At 71.5% G+C, this 17,342-nt stretch carries 21 protein-coding genes; 7 read left to right on the top strand and 14 right to left on the bottom strand.

The window, feature by feature from the left end; all coding sequences use genetic code 11:
• Positions 1-2 precede the first annotated feature (2 nt).
• From ACIBN2_RS00325 to ACIBN2_RS00295, 7 genes are all read right to left on the bottom strand, one after another.
• On the bottom strand, positions 3-524 hold the full coding sequence (locus ACIBN2_RS00325) for a hypothetical protein (protein ID WP_399131769.1): 522 nt from the start codon (positions 522-524) through the stop codon (positions 3-5).
• A gap of 153 nt (positions 525-677) precedes the next feature.
• Positions 678-1,361 carry a uracil-DNA glycosylase gene (locus ACIBN2_RS00320; RefSeq protein ID WP_399131768.1) on the bottom strand — a complete coding sequence of 228 codons (684 nt, stop codon included), beginning with the start codon at positions 1,359-1,361 and terminating at the stop codon, positions 678-680.
• 89 nt (positions 1,362-1,450) lie between these two features.
• On the bottom strand, positions 1,451-3,034 hold the full coding sequence (locus ACIBN2_RS00315) for an ABC transporter substrate-binding protein (RefSeq protein WP_399131767.1): 1,584 nt from the start codon (positions 3,032-3,034) through the stop codon (positions 1,451-1,453).
• A gap of 211 nt (positions 3,035-3,245) precedes the next feature.
• On the bottom strand, positions 3,246-4,007 hold the full coding sequence (locus ACIBN2_RS00310; protein WP_399131765.1) for an SDR family oxidoreductase: 762 nt from the start codon (positions 4,005-4,007) through the stop codon (positions 3,246-3,248).
• 14 nt (positions 4,008-4,021) lie between these two features.
• Positions 4,022-4,783, bottom strand: a complete 762-nt coding sequence (fabG, locus tag ACIBN2_RS00305; protein ID WP_399131764.1) for a 3-oxoacyl-ACP reductase FabG — start codon at positions 4,781-4,783, stop codon at positions 4,022-4,024.
• A 158-nt stretch (positions 4,784-4,941) separates the two neighbouring features.
• Positions 4,942-5,391 (bottom strand): DUF3037 domain-containing protein, encoded by a 450-nt coding sequence (locus ACIBN2_RS00300; protein ID WP_399131763.1) that lies wholly within the window; start codon positions 5,389-5,391, stop codon positions 4,942-4,944.
• On the bottom strand, positions 5,388-6,152 hold the full coding sequence (locus ACIBN2_RS00295) for a HipA family kinase (protein WP_399131762.1): 765 nt from the start codon (positions 6,150-6,152) through the stop codon (positions 5,388-5,390). Before ACIBN2_RS00295 ends, ACIBN2_RS00300 begins: the two co-directional genes overlap by 4 nt.
• A gap of 189 nt (positions 6,153-6,341) precedes the next feature.
• Between ACIBN2_RS00295 and ACIBN2_RS00290 the strand changes: the two genes are divergently transcribed.
• On the top strand, positions 6,342-6,818 hold the full coding sequence (locus tag ACIBN2_RS00290) for a Rieske (2Fe-2S) protein (RefSeq protein WP_399131761.1): 477 nt from the start codon (positions 6,342-6,344) through the stop codon (positions 6,816-6,818).
• On the opposite strand, the gene ACIBN2_RS00285 is transcribed toward ACIBN2_RS00290, so the two are convergent.
• Positions 6,805-7,452, bottom strand: a complete 648-nt coding sequence (locus ACIBN2_RS00285) for a cysteine hydrolase (RefSeq protein WP_399131760.1) — start codon at positions 7,450-7,452, stop codon at positions 6,805-6,807. The two genes, ACIBN2_RS00290 and ACIBN2_RS00285, sit on opposite strands and share 14 nt — an antisense overlap.
• Positions 7,453-7,589: 137 nt before the next feature.
• Between ACIBN2_RS00285 and ACIBN2_RS00280 the strand changes: the two genes are divergently transcribed.
• Positions 7,590-8,057: a pyridoxamine 5'-phosphate oxidase family protein gene (locus tag ACIBN2_RS00280; protein ID WP_399131759.1), complete on the top strand. Its 468-nt coding sequence runs from the start codon at positions 7,590-7,592 to the stop codon at positions 8,055-8,057.
• Between the two features lies 1 nt (position 8,058).
• Here the strand turns inward: ACIBN2_RS00280 and ACIBN2_RS00275 are convergent, their stop codons facing one another.
• Entirely contained in the window at positions 8,059-8,961 is a 903-nt protein-coding gene (locus ACIBN2_RS00275) for a LysR family transcriptional regulator (protein WP_399131758.1), read from the bottom strand.
• Between the two features lie 74 nt (positions 8,962-9,035).
• Between ACIBN2_RS00275 and ACIBN2_RS00270 the strand changes: the two genes are divergently transcribed.
• Positions 9,036-9,962 (top strand): DMT family transporter, encoded by a 927-nt coding sequence (locus ACIBN2_RS00270; protein WP_399131757.1) that lies wholly within the window; start codon positions 9,036-9,038, stop codon positions 9,960-9,962.
• 111 nt (positions 9,963-10,073) lie between these two features.
• Here ACIBN2_RS00270 and ACIBN2_RS00265 read toward each other — a convergent pair whose 3' ends face one another.
• Positions 10,074-11,405, bottom strand: coding sequence for an aminotransferase class I/II-fold pyridoxal phosphate-dependent enzyme (locus tag ACIBN2_RS00265; protein ID WP_399131756.1), 1,332 nt, complete (start codon positions 11,403-11,405; stop codon positions 10,074-10,076).
• 77 nt (positions 11,406-11,482) lie between these two features.
• Between ACIBN2_RS00265 and ACIBN2_RS00260 the strand changes: the two genes are divergently transcribed.
• Positions 11,483-12,166, top strand: coding sequence for a pyridoxamine 5'-phosphate oxidase family protein (locus tag ACIBN2_RS00260; protein WP_399131755.1), 684 nt, complete (start codon positions 11,483-11,485; stop codon positions 12,164-12,166).
• The gene (locus ACIBN2_RS00255; protein ID WP_399131753.1) at positions 12,166-12,813 is read left to right on the top strand and encodes an FMN-binding negative transcriptional regulator; all 648 of its coding nucleotides are present in this window, start codon (positions 12,166-12,168) and stop codon (positions 12,811-12,813) included. Before ACIBN2_RS00260 ends, ACIBN2_RS00255 begins: the two co-directional genes overlap by 1 nt.
• 75 nt (positions 12,814-12,888) lie before the next feature.
• Here the strand turns inward: ACIBN2_RS00255 and ACIBN2_RS00250 are convergent, their stop codons facing one another.
• The 3 genes from ACIBN2_RS00250 to ACIBN2_RS00240 form a co-directional block, all read right to left on the bottom strand.
• Positions 12,889-13,833: a DMT family transporter gene (locus ACIBN2_RS00250; protein ID WP_399131752.1), complete on the bottom strand. Its 945-nt coding sequence runs from the start codon at positions 13,831-13,833 to the stop codon at positions 12,889-12,891.
• 176 nt (positions 13,834-14,009) lie between these two features.
• Positions 14,010-15,011 (bottom strand): EamA family transporter, encoded by a 1,002-nt coding sequence (locus tag ACIBN2_RS00245; protein ID WP_399131751.1) that lies wholly within the window; start codon positions 15,009-15,011, stop codon positions 14,010-14,012.
• A gap of 46 nt (positions 15,012-15,057) precedes the next feature.
• Positions 15,058-15,603 carry a Clp protease N-terminal domain-containing protein gene (locus ACIBN2_RS00240; protein ID WP_399131750.1) on the bottom strand — a complete coding sequence of 182 codons (546 nt, stop codon included), beginning with the start codon at positions 15,601-15,603 and terminating at the stop codon, positions 15,058-15,060.
• A gap of 199 nt (positions 15,604-15,802) precedes the next feature.
• Between ACIBN2_RS00240 and ACIBN2_RS00235 the strand changes: the two genes are divergently transcribed.
• Entirely contained in the window at positions 15,803-15,991 is a 189-nt protein-coding gene (locus ACIBN2_RS00235; RefSeq protein ID WP_399131749.1) for a hypothetical protein, read from the top strand.
• A gap of 106 nt (positions 15,992-16,097) precedes the next feature.
• Positions 16,098-16,526, top strand: a complete 429-nt coding sequence (locus ACIBN2_RS00230; RefSeq protein WP_399131747.1) for an SRPBCC family protein — start codon at positions 16,098-16,100, stop codon at positions 16,524-16,526.
• Positions 16,527-16,610: 84 nt separating this feature from the next.
• Here ACIBN2_RS00230 and ACIBN2_RS00225 read toward each other — a convergent pair whose 3' ends face one another.
• The gene (locus ACIBN2_RS00225) at positions 16,611-17,249 is read right to left on the bottom strand and encodes a PadR family transcriptional regulator (protein WP_399131745.1); all 639 of its coding nucleotides are present in this window, start codon (positions 17,247-17,249) and stop codon (positions 16,611-16,613) included.
• Positions 17,250-17,342 lie beyond the last annotated feature (93 nt).

The following is a 17,342-nucleotide window of genomic DNA, read 5'->3' as shown; positions in this document are numbered from 1 at the left end:
CCCTAGGGGCGCCGGCGCGGCGGCCCCCAGAACGCGGCGCCGTCCGGGCCCTCCTCCGCCAGCCGCAGTTCCAACCGGGTGATGGCCGCCCGCACGCCCTGCCCGTAACCGTCGTCGCCCAGCGACCCGGCCGCGCCGCGGGCTCGCCGCACATGGGTGCGGGCGGCGCCGTTGCGGCCCAGCTTGAGGTAGTCGGCCGCCAGGTTCAGGTGCAGCGAGGGGTAGAGCGCGCGTACCGCGGGCGCGCCCTCGTGTGCCACGGCGCGGTCGCCGGTGAGCTCCTCGGCCGCCGTCAACGCCCGTAGGTCCCAGGCCAGTTCGTCATCCGGGTCGTCCTGGGTGTCGGCCATGTAGTGGGCCAGGGTGCAGCGGTGCAGCGGGGCGCCGTGCTCGCCGATCTCCGCCCACAGTTCGAGGAAGCGGTGCCGGGCCTCCTCGCGGTCGCCGGCGTGGTGCAGCATGACGACCTGCCCGATCCGTGTCATCACGGCATCAGCTTCCGTCTGCTCCTGTCCCTGGGCCACCGCGTCCTCCGTACACTCGCCGGCTGGTCGGCTGTCCTGACCGACGCTAACCGCAGCCTGCGGCAATCCCGCTCAGGCGGCACCGGGCCGGTTCGCGGGAGAACCGGCCGGCGGCGCTCAGGTTGCGCTACGCGGCGACTCGGTGCCGCCGCCTCAGCCCAGGTTCGGGATCGTCCAGTCGATCGGCTGGTGGCCCTGGCTCGCTACCGCCTCGTTGATCTGCGTGAACGGGCGGGAGCCGAAGAACTTCTTCGCGGACAGCGGCGAGGGATGCGCGCCCTTGACCACCACATGCCGGGTCTCGTCGATCAGCGGGAGCTTCTTCTGGGCGTAGTTGCCCCACAGCACGAAGACCGCCGGGTCGGGGCGGTCGGCGACCGCGCGGATCACCGCGTCGGTGAACTTCTCCCAGCCGCGGCCCTTGTGCGAGTTGGCCTCGCCGCCGCGCACCGTGAGCACCGCGTTGAGCAGCAGCACACCCTGCTCGGCCCACGGCATCAGATAGCCGTTGTCCGGGACGGGCAGGCCGAGCTCCTCCTTCATCTCCTTGTAGATGTTGCGCAGGGAGGGCGGGGTCTTCACACCGGGACGGACCGAGAAGCACAGCCCGTGCCCCTGCCCCTCGCCGTGGTACGGGTCCTGGCCGAGGATCAGGACCTTCACCCGCTCGTACGGAGTGGCGTCCAGCGCGGCGAAGACCTCCTCGCGCGGAGGGTGCACGGGACCCCGCGCCCGCTCCTCCTCGACGAACTCCGTCAGCTCCTTGAAGTAGGGCTGCTGCAGCTCGTCGCCCAGAACCCCGCGCCAGGACTCGGGCAGCATGGAGATGTCGGTCACGTCAACGTCCTTATGTCGTGCGGTCGTTTCAGGTCTCAGAACCTACAGGCGAGCACTGACAACGGCGCCGACTCCCCGAACTCCTCCGCCTACCAGCTGGTCTTGCGGTGCAGTTCCCACATCAGCATGATCGTCGACGGGTCCAGCGCCTGCTCCGACCCGGAGATGTCGTCGCTCGCGGCCACGTACTGCTTGCCCTGCCACAGCGGCAGCAGCCGGGCGTCGTTCACCAGGATCTGCTGGGCCTGCTCGAAGTCCGAGACCACGTTGGCGCGGTCGCTCTCACCACGGGAGCGGGGCAGCAGCACACCGGTGATCTCGGGCGCGGGATACGGCGTGCCCAGCGCGTTCTGCTTGCCGACGAACGGCGCGATGAAGTTGTCGGGGTCGGGGAAGTCGGGGAACCAGCCGCGCCCGAACACCGGGTACTCGCCCTTCTGGTAACCCGTCACATACGTCTTCCAGGGGCGGCTCTTGAGCGTGATCGTGAACAGCCCGGACGCCTCCAGCTGGCGCTTGATCTCCGCGAACTCCAGCTTGGTGGAGGAGCCGTAGCGGTCGGTGGTGTACCAGAGGGTGAGCGGGACGCGCTGGGTGATGCCCGCGTCGGTGAGGAACTTGCGGGCCTTGGCGACGCTCGGGCTGCCGAAGTCGTCGAAGAAGTCGGTGGTGTGCGCGGTCAGGCCCTTCGGAACCATGGAGTACAGCGGCTCCACGGTGTCCTTGTAGACCTTGTGCGCGATCGCCCCGCGGTCGACGACCTGGGCGACCGCCTTGCGGACCGCGGTCTTGGCGGCCCAGGGGTCCTTCGGGTTGAACACCAGGTAGTTGATCTCGACGCCGGCGCCCTCGTTGATCTGCAGGCTGCCGTCGGAGTTGTGCTTCTGGAGGTTGACGATGTCGTCGGCGTTCAGACCGCGGAAGGCGACGTCGATGTCCTTGTCCTTCAGCGCGGCGACCATGGTGGCCGAGTCCTGGAAGTAGCGGATGGTCACCGCGCTGTTCTCGCGCTGGGCGTAGCCCTTGTAGTTGCCGTTCTTGGCGAGCTGCGCCTTCTTGCCGTCCTCGTAGGCCTGCAGCGTGTACGGCCCGGAGCCGTAGACCTTGTCGTCCTTGCGCAGCGAGCCCGCCGGGTACTCCTCGGGGTCCACGATCGACATGGCGGGCGTCGCGAGCACGAAGGGGAAGGTGGCGTCGGGCTTGTTGAGGTGGAAGACGATCTTCAGGTCGCTGGTCACCTGCACCCGGTCGAGGCTGCCGAGCAGGCCGGCGGGGCCGCCGTTGACGTTGATCTTCCGTATTCGGTCGATCGAGTACTTGACCGCCCGGGCGTCGAGCGTGTGCCCGTCGGAGAATCTCAGGCCCGCGCGCAGCTCGCACTCGTAGGTCCGGTTCGAGCTGTCGGAGAAGCCGCAGTGGTCGGCCGCGTCCGGCTGCGGCGTGGTCGCACCGGAGGGGTAGCTGAGGAGCGTCTGGTAGATGTTGCGGAAGAGCTCCCAGGACTGGTCCCAGGAGGCGGCGGGGTCCAGCGTGCTGGGTGCGCTGGTCGTCCCGACGACGATGGGGCCCTTGTCGCCGGAGGAGTCCGACGAGAGGATGCCGCATCCGGCCACCAGCGACGACATGGACGCGATGGCCGCCATGTTCCGCAGGCCTCGGTTCCGGTTGAACACGCGCTTGCTCCTCGATCTGCCGTACCAAGGGTCGGCAGACCATACCGCAGCACTCCGGTGGTTGAACCCGCTTTGCACGAGGCCCTTGATCAGGCTGTTTATGACGACGTTGTCATGGGGCTGTGCTCTCCTTGTGCCATGACAAGGGCGCCGTTTCCGTCAAGGAAACGGCGCCCTCGGGTGCCTGATCGTTACGGTCGCAACGGGTCGCTCAGGCGACGCCGGCGTTCAGGAAGATGCCGCCGTCGACGACGAGCGTCTGGCCGGTGATCCAGTCGGACTGCTCGGAGGTGAGGAACGCGGCGGCGCCGCCGATGTCGGACGGCACGCCGAGCCGAGCCAGCGGGTAGGCGGCGGCCGCCTCCTCCTCGCGGCCCTCGTACAGGGCCTGCGCGAACTTGGTCTTCACCACGGCCGGGGCGATCGCGTTGACCCGGACCTTGGGCGCGAACTCGTGCGCCAGCTGCTGGGTCAGGTTGATCAGTGCGGCCTTGCTGACGCCGTAGGCGGCGATGAAGGGCGAGGGCGCGAGGCCCGCGACGGAGGCGATGTTGACGATGGCGCCGCCGTTGTCCTTCTGCCAGGCGTGCCAGGTCTTCTGCGCGAAGCCGAGCGCGGAAATCACGTTGGTCTCGAAGACCTTGCGGGCCACGTTCAGGTCGAGGTCGGCGATCGGGCCGAACACCGGGTTGGTCCCGGCGTTGTTGACGAGGTGGTCGAGGCGGCCGAAGGCCTCCATCGTCCGCTCGACGGCCTCGGCCTGGTGGTCCAGGTCGTGCGCCTTGCCGGCGATGCCGATGACGCGCTCGGCGCCGAGCTTGTCGACGGCCTCCTTCAGTGCGTCCTCGTTACGGCCGGTGATGGCGACGCGGTCACCGCGGGCGACGAGCGCCTCGGCGACGCCGTAGCCGATGCCGCGGCTGGCGCCCGTGACGAGGGCGACCTTGCCGGAGAGTGCGGGCAGTTCAGTCATGGCTGGGAGTTCTCCTAGTCGAGCGGTCCGCCGGCGACGTACAGCACCTGGCCGGAGACGAAGCCGGCGGCCTCGCCGGTGAAGAAGGCGATGGCGTTGGCGATGTCGTCCGGCTCGCCGACCCGGGCCACCGGGATCTGGGTGGCGGCCGCGGCCTTGAAGTCCTCGAAGCCCATGCCGACGCGGTCGGCGGTGGCCTTCGTCATCTCGGTGGCGATGAAGCCGGGGGCGACGGCGTTGGCGGTGACGCCGAACTTGCCGAGCTCCTTGGCGAGGGTCTTGGTGAAGCCCTGCAGACCGGCCTTGGCGGCCGAGTAGTTGACCTGGCCGCGGTTGCCGAGCGCCGAGGACGAGGACAGGTTGACGATCCGGCCGAAGCCCGCGTCGACCATGTGCTTCTGGCAGGCCTTGGACATCAGGAAGGCGCCGCGCAGGTGGACGTTCATGACGGTGTCCCAGTCGGAGACGCTCATCTTGAACAGCAGGTTGTCGCGCAGCACGCCCGCGTTGTTGACCAGGATGGTGGGCGCGCCGAGCTCCTCGGCCACGCGCGCGATCGCGGCCTCGACCTGCGCCTCGTCGGAGACGTCGGCGCCGACCGCGAGGGCCTTGCCGCCTGCCGCGGTGATCTTCTCCACGGTGTCCTTGCAAGCGGCCTCGTCGAGGTCGATCACGGCGACCGCGCGGCCCTCGGCGGCCAGCCGTACGGCGGTGGCTGCGCCGATGCCGCGCGCTCCGCCGGTGACTACCGCGACCCGCTGCTCAGTGGTGGACATTGCTGCTTCTCCTCGCCCTCGAGAAAGTACGCCCGCTTGAAAGTACGTCCCTTACGAACCACGCCCGCTGGGTGAGCGACCGCTTAGTACCTTCGGCAGACGTGACGCTAGAAGGCCTGGCACTCGGTGTCAACGGCACGCGGCGCGGGTGTGATCCATTACCTCACCAGCAGGTCGAGCAACCGCTCCGTCTCGGCCGCCGGATCGGCGGTGAGCCCAGTGTGCACCGGTCCGGGCTGCACGACCGTGGAGCGCGGCGCAATCAGCCAGCGGAAGCGCCGTCCGGCGTCCTCGCCGGCGGCCTGCCCAGCCGCCTCTCCCCCGCCGCAGACCCGCTCCACGGCGCCGAGCGCGGCCCGGACGCCGGCGACGTCCGCGGCCGGGTCGAGGGCGAGCAGCCGTGCCTCGTCGAGATGGGTACGGGCCCCGACGTAGGCCCTGGCCCGGCAGTAGACGAGCACGCCGGCGTTGATGCACTCGCCGCGCTCCACGCGCGGGACGACCCGCAGCAGCGCGTACTCGAAGACGTCCCGGTCGCCGCCCTGGCCGCCGCGGATGATGTGCCGCTCGACCACGGAACCGGCCATGTGGATGTGGCGCTCGCTCACTTGCCCTCCTCGATTCCGGTGACGCGCTCGTGCACGGAGGCGGCCCGGGCGAGCAGCGGCCGCGCGTACGCCCGTCTCAGGTCGTCCGGCGTGTCGAAGCCGGGCTCGCCGGCCAGCCAGGCGTCCGGGATCTGGGCGGTGACCTCGGCCAGCAGCTCCTCGTCGACGCGGGGCGCGAGCTCTGCGGCGGCGCCCGCGAGATCGGGGCCGAAGCGGGCGAGGGCGTGGTCGGAGGCGTCGTAGGAGCGGGCCGCGGATGCCTCGGCGCCGGGCCAGTTGTGGTGCCAGATCATGGTGGCGCCGTGGTCGATGAGCCACAGGTCGCCCCGCCACATCAGCAGGTTGGGGTTGCGCCAGGAGCGGTCGACGTTGCCCACCAGCGCGTCGAACCAGACGATCCGGCCGGCCTCCTCGGGGCTCACCTCGAAGGCGAGCGGGTCGAAGCCGAGGGCGCCGGAGAGGAAGTCCATCCCCAGGTTGGTGCCGCCGCTGGAACGCAGCAGGTCCTGCACCTGCTGCTCGGGTTCGCCCAGTCCCAGCACCGCGTCGAGGCCGATCGTCACCAGGCCCGGCACCCGCAGGCCGAGCCTGCGGGCGAGCTCACCGCAGACGACCTCGGCGACCAGCGTCTTGCGGCCCTGTCCGGCGCCGGTGAACTTCAGGACGTACGTCCCGAAGTCGTCGGCCTCGACGAGCCCCGGCAGCGATCCGCCCTCCCGCAGAGGCGTGATGTAGCGGGTCGCGATGACTTCCTTGAGCATCGCCCCAGGTTACTGGGGCACCGGCGGGCGCCGGGCGAGCGGTGGGCCGACATCGACAGCAAAGCGACAGCGTCCCTTTACCCACCTTGGGACGCGACCTTGCCAAGCTCGGCATCGGCTGAACAACCCACCGCGACCGGCCGTACCCCTGTACAGATCCACGACGCTTGAATGGAAGGGAACGTCAGCATGACCAGCGAATCAACTGCCCCCGCCCAGGCACCTGCCCGCCGGGCCGTCATGGCGGCGGCAGGCGCGGCGGGACTCGCCGTCGCGCTGACCGCGTGCGGGACCGACAACGGCTCGTCCGACTCCTCGAACACCCAGGCCGGCGCGAACGCGTCGAGCGGCGGCGGCTCGGGCAGCGGCTCCGGGGGCGGCACGGCCCTGGCCAAGACCTCCGACATCCCCGAGGGCGGCGGCAAGATCTTCAAGGAACAGAGCGTCGTGGTCACCCAGCCCGCCGCGGGGACCTTCAAGGCCTTCTCGACCAAGTGCCCCCACCAGGGGTGCGCCGTGAGCAGCATCGCCAACGGCATCATCCACTGCCCCTGCCACGGAAGTGAGTTCTCGGTCGAGGACGGCAGTGTGAAGAAGGGCCCGGCGACGACCGGACTCAGCACCGAGAAGGTCACCGTCAGCGGGGACTCGATCACGCTCTCCTGACGCGCGGCCTCCTGAGGCAGCCGAGCACCTCGTCCGTGGTCGCGACCGTGGCGACCAGCGCGAGGGTGTTGCGGATCATCGCCGGGGTGTAGTCGGCGGGCACCCCCGCGATGGCGTCGGACGGCACCACGGCGGTGTAGCCGCGGTTCACCGCGTCGAAGACGGTGTTCGGGATCGCCACGTTGGCCGAGACACCGGTGACGACCAGGGTGCGGCAGCCCAGGTTGCGCAGCAGCGCGTCCAGGTCGGTGCCCTGGATCGGGGACAGCCCGTGCAGCCGCCGTACGACGAGGTCCTCCTCGGTGACCTCGATCGGGGCGGCGACGCGCACCGCCGTGCTGCCGGACAGCTGCTGGACGGGGAGGCGTTCGGCGGCGCGGAAGAGGCGCGCGTTGCGGTTCGCGCCGCGGCCGTCGGGGCGGCGCTCGGCGATCGCGTGCACCACCTGGACCCCGCTCCCGTGCGCGGCCGCGACCAGCCGGGCGACGTTGGCGAGGGCGCCGGACGAGCGTGCCGCACGGGCGAGTTCGGGCAGGGCGCTCTCCGGTCCCACGACGCCCTGCTGGCATTCGACGGTCAGCAGCACCGTGGAGTCCGGTGCGAGGAGTTCGCTGAGCTGTTCGTACGACGGCACGGTTCCCCCTCGTCGACGGCGGTCCGGGGCGGGCGAGCGTAACGGTCATTGCGTACGGGCGGAAGACGACCCATCCTTTTCTGACGTGATGTCAGAGGATCTCTCCTCTGACACGACGTGAGAGAAGAGGGGGCCGCATGACCGTCACTCAGCGCCGGGGCCGGAAGATCATGATGACGCCTGGTGAGCTGGACGAATTCCTGACCACCCAGCGCACCTGCCGCGTCGCCACCATCTCGGCGAGCGGGGCACCGCACGTGAGCACGCTGTGGTTCGCCTGGGACGGGACCTCGCTGTGGCTGTACTCCGTGGTGCGCAGCAAGCGCTGGACGGACCTGCGCCGCGACCAGCGGGTCGCGATCGTGGTCGACACCGGCGAGGAGTACGACGAGCTGCGCGGCGTCGAGCTGTCCGGAGCCGTCGAGTTCGTGGGCGAAGCGCCGCGCACCGGCGAGCTGTGCGCCGAACTCGACGTCCCGGAGACCCTGTTCGCCCGGAAGAACTTCAACCTGGAGGAGATGCCGCACGACGGGCGGCACGCCTGGGCGCGGCTGACACCGGAGAAGATCGTGTCCTGGGACTTCCGCAAGCTGGGCGGCGTTTGAGTCAGCCCACCTTGCGGGCCGCGTCCTGCAGCGCCCGCACCGCCGCCCTGATCGACGGGCGGCGGTCGGCGTCCGCGCGCCAGACGACGTACACGTGGCGGCGTACGCGCTGCTGGAGCGGGACGGTGACGACACCGGCGGGAATCGGGTGACGGCCGAGCAGCGGGGCGATGCACACCCCGAGTCCGGCCGCGACCAGGCCCATCTGGGTGTGGGTCTCGGCGGCCCGGTGGCCGACGATGGGCTCGACGCCGCGCGAGCGGAGCGTGAACATCAGCCACTCGTGGCAGAACTCGCCCTCGCCCCAGGTGATCCACTCGTCCTCGGCGAACTCCCCGAGGTCCACCTCGTCGCGCCCTGCGAGCCGGTGCCGGGCCGGCATCGCGACGTCCGCGGGGTCGTCCAGGAGAGGCGCCTTCACCAGGCCGTCGGGCAGCGGCATCGGCTTGTTGTACCAGTCGAGCACCACCGCGAGGTCGAGGTCGCCGCGGACCACCCCGGCGATGCCGGCCTCCGGCTCCAGCTCGCTGGAGCGCACCCGCAGCGCGGGGTGCTCGGTGCGCAGGGCGGCGAGCGCGGTGGGGAACAGGCCGCGCGCGGCGGTCGGGAACGCCGAGAGCCTGAGCTCGCCCACCACCTGCCCCCGGTGCGCCTCCAGGTCGGACTGGGCGAGCTCGACCTGCGACAGGATGCGTGCCGCGTGCTCGGCGAGCAGCCGGCCCGCGTCCGTGAGCCGCACGCCCCGTCCGTGCTTGGCGAGGAGCTGCTGGCCGGCCTCCCGCTCCAGCTTGGCCATCTGCTGGGAGACGGCCGACGTCGTGACGTGCAGCGCGTCGGCCGCGCCGCTGACCGAGCCGTGCCGGGCGAGGGCGTCGAGGGTGCGCAGGCGCTCCAGGTTCAACATGTAAGTGATGCTACGAGGTACCTCGCGAGAAGTCTCGATTGTGCTACGAGATGGTGTGCTGCATCGTTGCGAGCATGACCACCGCTGCCGCGCCGCGGACCCCCGTCCGCGCCCCCGTTCACCGTCCCGCCCTCGACTGGCGTCTGCGCTTCGGCGCCCTCTCCCTGATCTGGGGCTTCAGCTTCCTGCTCATCAAGGTCGGCACCGATGGGTACGCGCCCTTCCAGGTCACCCTGGGGCGGCTGGTGTTCGGCACGGCGGTGCTCGCGGGGGCGATGGCGGTGAAGCGGGAGCGGCTGCCGCGCGGGCCGCGGCTGTGGGGGCATCTGGCCGTGGCCGCGTTTCTGCTGAACGCGCTGCCGTTCTCGCTGTTCGCGTACTCCGAGCTGACGATTCCGTCCACGCTTGCGGGGATCTGCAATGCGACGTCGCCGCTGTGGGGGATGGCGCTGTCCGTGGTCGCGCTGTCGGAGGACCGGCCCACGCGGGTGCGGGTCGCGGGGCTGGGAATCGGGTTCCTGGGGGTGCTGACGGTGCTCGGCGCGTGGGAGGGGTTCAGCGGGCTGGACGCCAGGGGGACGGCGATGGCGCTGCTGGCGTCGTTGAGTTATCCCGTGGGGTGGATCTATGTCCGGCGGACGCTCGGCGGCTCCGGGAACTCGCATCTGTCCATGACCGGGGCCCAGTTGCTGCTGGCGACGGTGCAACTGGCCCTTGTGACACCGCTGTTCACGTCCATGCCGACGCGCATCTCTCTGGTGCCGTTGCTGGCGGTCGCCGCGCTGGGGGCGTTGGGGACGGGGGTCGCCGTGCTGATTCAGTACGGGCTGGTGGCCGAAGTCGGGCCCACCACCGCGCAGATGGTCACGTACTTCATTCCCGTCATCGCCACGGCGGCGGGGGTTGCCGTTCTCGGGGAGTCGTTGCGGTGGTCGACTCCCGTGGGGGCGGTGGTCGTTCTGGCGGGGGCGGCGCTCACGCAGGTTCGGCGGCGCGCCTGAGTTCCGCGGCGCGCCCACGGGGGGTGGGGTGTCGGGGTGCGTGGGCGGGTGCGGGTGTGATGTGGCTTGTCGCGCAGTTCCCCGCGCCCCCAGGGGAGTTGCCCACGCCGCCTACACATAGGTCCTGTTCGGTGCCGGGCCCAAGGCGCTGGCTGTCGCCTCGGCCAGAGGGGTTGTCTCCTCCGGGGTCAGGGTGGCGATGGTGATGCGGATGCCGGGGGGTGATGTCAGGCGGAAGCGGGCGCCGGGGGCGACCGCCCAGCCGGCGTGCAGGAGGCGGGAGACGGCGGCCGTTTCGTCGGGGACAGGGATCCAGACGTTGAGGCCGGAGCGGCCGTGGGCCTCGATGCCGCGTTGCGCGAGGGCGTCGATCAGGAGGTCGCGGCGCCGCCCGTAGGCGGACGCCGCCGCCCGGGTGTCCAGGGCCTCGTCCGCCCAGAGGCGGACCACCGCCCGCTGGATGATGCGGCTGACCCAGCCCGGGCCCAGCCGGTGGCGGCCGGTGACGCGGTCGACCGTGGTGGGGTCGCCGGTGAGGACGGCGAGGCGCAGGTCGGGGCCGTACGCCTTGGCGACCGAGCGCACGAAAGCCCAGTGGCGGGTGATGCCGGCCAGGGGGTGCACGGGGAGGCCGACGATGCCGTGGCCGTGGTCGTCCTCGATCAGCAGGGTCTCGGGGTGCTCGCGCAGCACGGCGCGCAGGGCACGCGCGCGCGTGGCGGTGACGGCGGCGCCGGTCGGGTTCTGGGCGCGGTCGGTGACGATCAGGGCGCGGGCGCCGGACTCGAGGGCCCGCCGTACGTCGTCCGGGCGCGGCCCGTCGTCGTCCAGGCCCACCGGGACCGTGCGCAGCCCGAGCGCCGGGACGAGGTCGAGCAGGCTGCCCCAGCCTGGGTCCTCCACGGCGACGGTGTCCCCCGGCTTCAGGTGGGCGGCGAGCACGCGCTCGATGGCGTCCAGTGAGCCGGAGGCGACGGTCAGCGGGCCGTCCGGCACCCCGTCGGCGTCCAGTGCCGCACGCGCGATCCGCGCGAGGTCAGGTTCCACCAGGGCGTCGCCGTAGAGCACGGGCTCGCGGTCGTTCCGTTCGGCCGCAGCCGCGAACGCCCTCGCCAGGGACGGCAGCAGCGCCGGGTCGGGGTTGCCGTTCGCCACGTCGCGCGCGCCTTCCGGCACGTCCATGCGGGCGTACTCGCGCCCGGTGGTGGCCGGCTTGGAGCGCACGCGGCTGCCCCGGCGTCCGGACGTCTCGATGACCCCGCGCTCGCGCAGGATCCGGTACGCAGACGCGACCGTGTTCGGGTTCACCCCCAGCTCGACCGCCAACTCCCGCATGGGCGGCAGAAGTTGACCCGGCTCCAGCTCGCCGGACCCCACCGCACGCTCGACGCTCGCCGCGATGTCCGCTGCGCGTCGCCCTTCGATCCGGTATTCTCCTAGCACAAAGCAGATTATGCACTAGTGCAATACCTGGCGCAAGGCGAGCAGCCAGTGCCGGACGAACAGCCTTGGAGAGTGACATGCAGGGGACCGCCCAGCCGACGTCGCAGCCCACCGCCTACACGCCGACCGACCGCACCGTCCCCACCCGTTCCGCGGAGCGGGCGTCGTACGACAAGGAGCTGGTGCACGCGATACTCGACGAGGCCTACGTCTGCCACCTCGGCTTCGTCCGTGACGGGCGCCCCGTGGTGCTGCCCACGCTGTTCGCCCGGGTAGGCGAGCGGCTGTACGTGCACGGCTCGACGGGCTCGCGTCCCCTGCGGATGACCGGCACGCAGGACGCGGGGCTCCCGGTGTGCCTGACGGTCACGCACGTCGACGCGCTGATCCTGGCCCGCTCGGCCTTCCACCACTCGATCAACTATCGCTCCGTGGTGGTCCACGGCACCGCTCACGACGTACGGGACCCCGAGGAGAAGCGGGCGGCCCTGGACGCGCTGGTCGACCACGTCGTGGCGGGCCGGGCGGCCGACTCCCGTCCCGCGAACAAGAAGGAGCTGGCCGCCACCGCCGTGATCCGTCTCGACCTGGACGAGGTCTCCGCCAAGCTCCGCACGGGCGGTGTGAACGACGAGCCCGAGGACCTGGACCTGCCGCACTGGGCCGGCGTCGTCCCGCTGCGCAAGGGTTACGAACTCCCCCTTCCGGACGCCGACTTGACGCCCGGAATCGAGCTTCCCGACTATCTGGCCGCGCGCTGATGCTGATCCATCCCTGGGACGCGCCCCGCGACGACGCCGAGTGGCAGCAGTGGCTCGGCACACACGATTTCGGGCAGCTCGCCGTCAACGGCCTGCCCGGCGAACCGCCTTACGTCCAGCCGCTCCACTTCGCCTACGACGCCGGGCGCGCCGAGGCCGTCACGCACCTCGCGCGGCCCAACCCGCTGTGGCCGGCGCTGGAGGCCGACCCGGACGTGCTGCTGAGCGTGGTCGACGACTACGTGTACGTCCCCGGTCCGTGGCAGGCGCCGCCCGAGGTGCCGCCCGAGCACGGCGTTCCGACGAGCTTCTACGCAGCGGTCCAACTCCGCTGCACGGCCCACGTCGTGGACGATCCGGCCGAGAAGGCCGACCTGCTCAACCGCCAGGTCGGCCACTTCCAGCCCGAGGGCGGCTCCGCCCCGGCGGCGGTGGGCGAGGCGCCGTTCGACAGGTTCCTGGCGGGCATTCGCGGGCTGCGGCTCGAAGTGGTCGGCGTACGGGCCAAGTTCAAGTACGCGAGCCACAAGCCGCGGGAGGTGCAGGACCGCGTGGCGGCGGGCCTCTCGGCGCGGGGCGGCGAACGGGACGCAGCGGCGCGGGAGCACCAGGTGCGGCGCAGGGGAGTGTGGCCGGCCGGACGTTGAGCTGTGCCGGGGGAGCGGGGGCGCGGGAGCCGGTGGCGCGGGAGCCGGTGGCCGGGCTCCCGCACCCCCGCGGTCCTACGCCGGCACCGTTTCCCGCCCCGCCGTGCCGCGTGCCTCGGCGAGTGCCAGGCCCCCGACCGAAGCCAGCATCAGCACCGTGCCCACCAGGGTGGCGGTGGAGAGGTGCTCGCCGAGCAGGACGACCGCGAGCACCGCGGCGGCCACCGGCTCGAGGAGCATGATCACGGACACGGTCGCCGAGCGGACGACGGCCGCTCCCGCGAAGTAGAGGCCGTAGGCGAGGGCCGTGGGGACCGCGGCGATGTAGACCAGCAGCCACAGGGTGCGGGCGGGGTGGTCGGTGTGCGGGACGATCCCCTCGGCCAGGGCGAGCGGCAGCAGGCAGAGGCCGGCGACCGCGAACGCCCCCACCGACGTGCTGGACGCGTCGGCCTCGCCGTACCGGCCCCACCAGCGGGTGAGCAGGGTCATCGCGCAGTATCCGGCCGCGGCCAGCAGGGCGAACAGCACCCCTGACGGGCGTACGGTCGCGCCGCCACCGCCGAGCACGAGGACCGTCAGCCCCGCGAGCGCCCCGGCGACGGCGGCCGCGCCGCCACGGCCCAGCCGCTCCCCCATGGTGAGCCGGGCGCCCAGCGCGATGAGCACGGGTCCGGCGCCCAGTGTGACGACAGTGCCGACCGCGAGTCCGGTGGCGGACACGGCGGCGAAGTAGGCCGTCTGGAACACGGCGAGTCCTACGCCGGTGGCAGCGGCCCTCAGCACCCGGCGGCGCAGCGGTTCACGCACGGCGATCCGGGCGCGCGGGCGCAGGAGGCGGGCGGCGAGCAGCAGGACGAGGCCGGCCGCGCAACGCCAGAAGGAGAGGGCGGCATAGCCCATGTCACTGGCCTGGTAGACCAGGGAGGCGGCGGCGCCCGCGGTGCCCCAGGCGACACCGGCGACGATGAGGAAGAACAGGCCTCGCCCGATGGGCAGGCCGAGAGCAGCATTCGACATGGATGGTCTCCGCAGAGTGCAGAAGGTCGGAAGGGGACCGGTCGGGGCCGGGTCCCGTGGACTTCTTCTGCGGGCAGCGCCGTTCAGCCCGACAGCGCCGGGCGTGGATTCCGGAGGGCCCGCCTCAGGCGGCCGGGGGCGGAAGAACGAGTGCGTCCGAATGCATGATCGACACCTTATGCGGCTGTTTCCCGGGCGGACAAACTCGTTTCCGCGCCGCCGCCCGCCACCGGCTCCGGGGAGCCCTTGGCGGGCGCCGACGACTGGGCGATGAACGCGCCGGCCAGGACGACGGCACCGCCGATGATCTGCGGCGCCGACAGGTGCTCGCCGAGCAGCACCCAGGCGAGGACCGTCGCGACGACCGCCTCCAGGCAGGCCACGACACCCGCGACCTGCGGCGACAGCCGGCGCACCGACACCACACCGGCGACGTAGGCGAGGACGGTGGCGACGAGCACGATCCAGGCCAGCAGGTACACGGCGGCGACGGGCGTGCCGTTCATCCGCGCGGTGCCCGTCAGCAGGGAGAAGTCCATGGTCCAGGGGCGGGCCACCACGGTCAGGACGACGGCGCCGATCAGCAGGCCGTACGCGATGACGCCGAGCGGGTCGGGTGCCTCGTCACCGGCGTCGCTGCCCTGGTCGGCCAGGACGAAGTAGCCGACCTGGCAGCAGGCGGCGCCGAGCGCCAGCAGCAGGCCGAGAGCGTCGAAACTCAGCCCCGACCAGACCTCGACGACGCAGGCGAGTCCGCCGGCCGCGAGGACCACGCCGAGCGCCGCGGCGCGCGTCACCGGCCGCCGCTGCACGAACCGGACCCAGCCCAGAACGAGAGCCGGCGCGAGGTACTCGACGAGCAGGGCGACCCCGACGGGGATGCGGGAGATCGCGGCGAAGTAGCAGGCCTGCACACCGGCCACGGCCAGCAGCCCGAACCCGGCGAGCAGAGCCGGGCGGCGCAGCGGCAGGGTGCGGTGGCGCACGGCGACCGGCAGCATCACCAGGGCCGCGCCCGCCACCCGCAGCCACACCACGTGCAGCGGGTCCAGTCCCGCCTCGATCAGCGGCTTCGCCGCGACCCCGGACCCACCGAAGGCGACCGCGGACCCGAGGGCGAGCCCGAGCCCCATCCGCTTGCCGCTGCCGTGACGGCTCTCAGACGTATGCACCGGCACATGATGACAGGCAACGACAGGAGCGTCACCCTCGTTGACACCTGTCTCAACGGTTGGACCACCGCGGCGGCGCCGGCTGGTCCTCGATGCCCTTCGCCAGCCCCCCGGGCTCGATGCCGGCCCGGTGGAGCACCTCGACCGCGCGCGCCTCGGGGTCGGCGACGATCGCCGCCAGGAGGTCGATACCGCGGGCCGGTTCGCCACCTCGGGCGGCGGCGCGTTCACAGGCGTGCTCCATCGCACCCGCGGCCAGCGGCGAGAAACCGTCGGACTCCGCCACGACGGGCACGGCGCCGGAGTCCTCCACGGAGCCCTGCCAGCGCAGGCCGTAGCCGATGCTGCGCTGTACGAGGTAGCCGAGCAGCCGGGCGATGCCGGGTCCTTCGCCGAAGACGGCCCGCACCTGCGGGTCGTGCTCCAGGAGCGAGTGCAGCAGATGGGCCGAGTCGATCTGCCGGTCCCCGTCGCGCACCGCCCGGCGGCGGGCACCGGAGACCACCGCTGCCAGCTCGGCGGTGAGCCTGGCATCGTTGTCCGCGCGAGGCGCCACGACCTGCTCGTCGACCGACTGCCGGGGGATACGGGGTTGCACATCCCCTACCCCATCAGTCTCTTCGTCTTCGGTCATCCCCGAGGGGAAGCATCTTGACGTCCCACACAGAGTGGACCCGGCGGGCCGGAATCTCCTCCTTACGGATGAGATCAGGCCGTTTTCCCCGCAGGGGCGCGCGCCGCCTTGCCGTGCGCCAGGCGCGCAACCGCGGCACTCCGTCGCACGTCCCAGCAGGTGCATGGAGCGCAGGTACTGGCTGGTGTCACTGCCGGCCGTCGACGGAAAGCAGTACGTGTACCGGGTCTACGCCCCGGAGGACGCACTGCCCGCCGACCTGTTCTGGGACGCCTGGCACTGTCACGACGAGAGCGCCTTCCCGCGGGCCTGGGACCTCTTCGACTCTGCGGTGATACGGCACGTGTGCTGAGCGCCGCCCGGCACACTCACATTTTCTGACGGTTCATCAGTATTGAATGTTCCAGGCCGTGCGGCTACTTTCCGCGACACCGGAGCCCGACAGAAGAGGTGGTCGCATGGCCGAAGTCAGCGCGGAGGCCCGTATCGAGGCACCCGCCGAGAAGGTGTGGGCGCAGCTCACGGACTGGTCCGCGTACGGCGAGTGGAACGCGACCCACACCAGCTTCCCCAAGGGCGGTCCCGAGACCCTCGAAGTGGGCGGGACCTACCAGGAGAACATGAAGCTGATGGGCTTCCCGGCCGAGGTGGAGTGGACCGTCGACGAGCTGGAGCCGGCGCGGGTCCTCGCCACCCGGGGCAAGGGCCCGATGGCGGTGAGCCTGGTCAACCGCTACACACTGATCCCCGACGGCGACGCCACGACGGTCCGCATCGACAGCGAGTTCACGGGCGCGGCGGTGTCCCTGATGGCGGGCAAGCTCAAGGACTCGGCGACGGCGGCGCTCAACGAGTCGCTGCGGAAACTGGCCGGGCTGGTCGCCTGAGCGGGTACACGAAGGCGCCCCGTGGACGGTTCCACGGGGCGCCTGCCGCACGGCGGGGAGGCCGTCGGACCTCGACGAGCCCGGTCAGTCCTCGTCGGCGAGGATCAGGTACAGCTTCTTGCGGGCTTCGTTGATGACGGTCAGCGCCTTCTCGCGCTGCTCCTTGCTGCCGGTCTTCCAGACCTGGCCGAAGGCCTCCATCAGTCCGAAGCCGGCCTGCCGGATCTCACCGAGCGCCTCGAAGTCGATGCCTCGGGAGGCTTCCTCCCAGGGCGCGTCCGGGCCCTCGTCGGCCGCCGCGCGGCCCGTCTCGGTGAGGGAGAACAGCCTCTTGCCGCCCTCGCTCGCGCTGGTGATCAGGCCCTCGTCCTCCAGCAGCTGGAGGGTGGGGTACACCGAACCGGGGCTGGGCTTCCACGCCCCGCCACTGCGCTCGGCGATCTCCTGGATCATCTCGTAACCGTGCATGGGCCGGTCCTTCAGCAGGGCCAGGATCGACGCCCTTACGTCGCCTCGCCGTGCCCTGCCGCGGGGTCCGCCCCGTCCTCGTGGGCCCCAGGGGCCCGGGCCGAAGCCGGGACCGCCGAAACCGAAACCGGGGCCGGGACCGCCGCCCGGGCCGCCCGGCCCGAAGGGGCCGAAGGCGCCGCGCCGGCTCTCGAAACCACCCCGGCCGCGAGAGCCGGGTCCACCGTGTCCACGTTCGAATCCATGGGAACGCATCGCAATCACTTCCATTCCATCGTTGATCTGTCGCGATGCGTCAACGATATATCGGAACAGTTCGCCTGGGCAAGGACTGGCGGAAAAACGACA

The organism is Streptomyces sp. NPDC050534, assembly GCF_044457745.1.
Classification (GTDB): Bacteria; Actinomycetota; Actinomycetes; order Streptomycetales; family Streptomycetaceae; genus Streptomyces.
The sequence above is the reverse complement of the archived record's forward strand: the minus strand, read 5'-3'. Positions and strand labels throughout refer to the sequence as shown.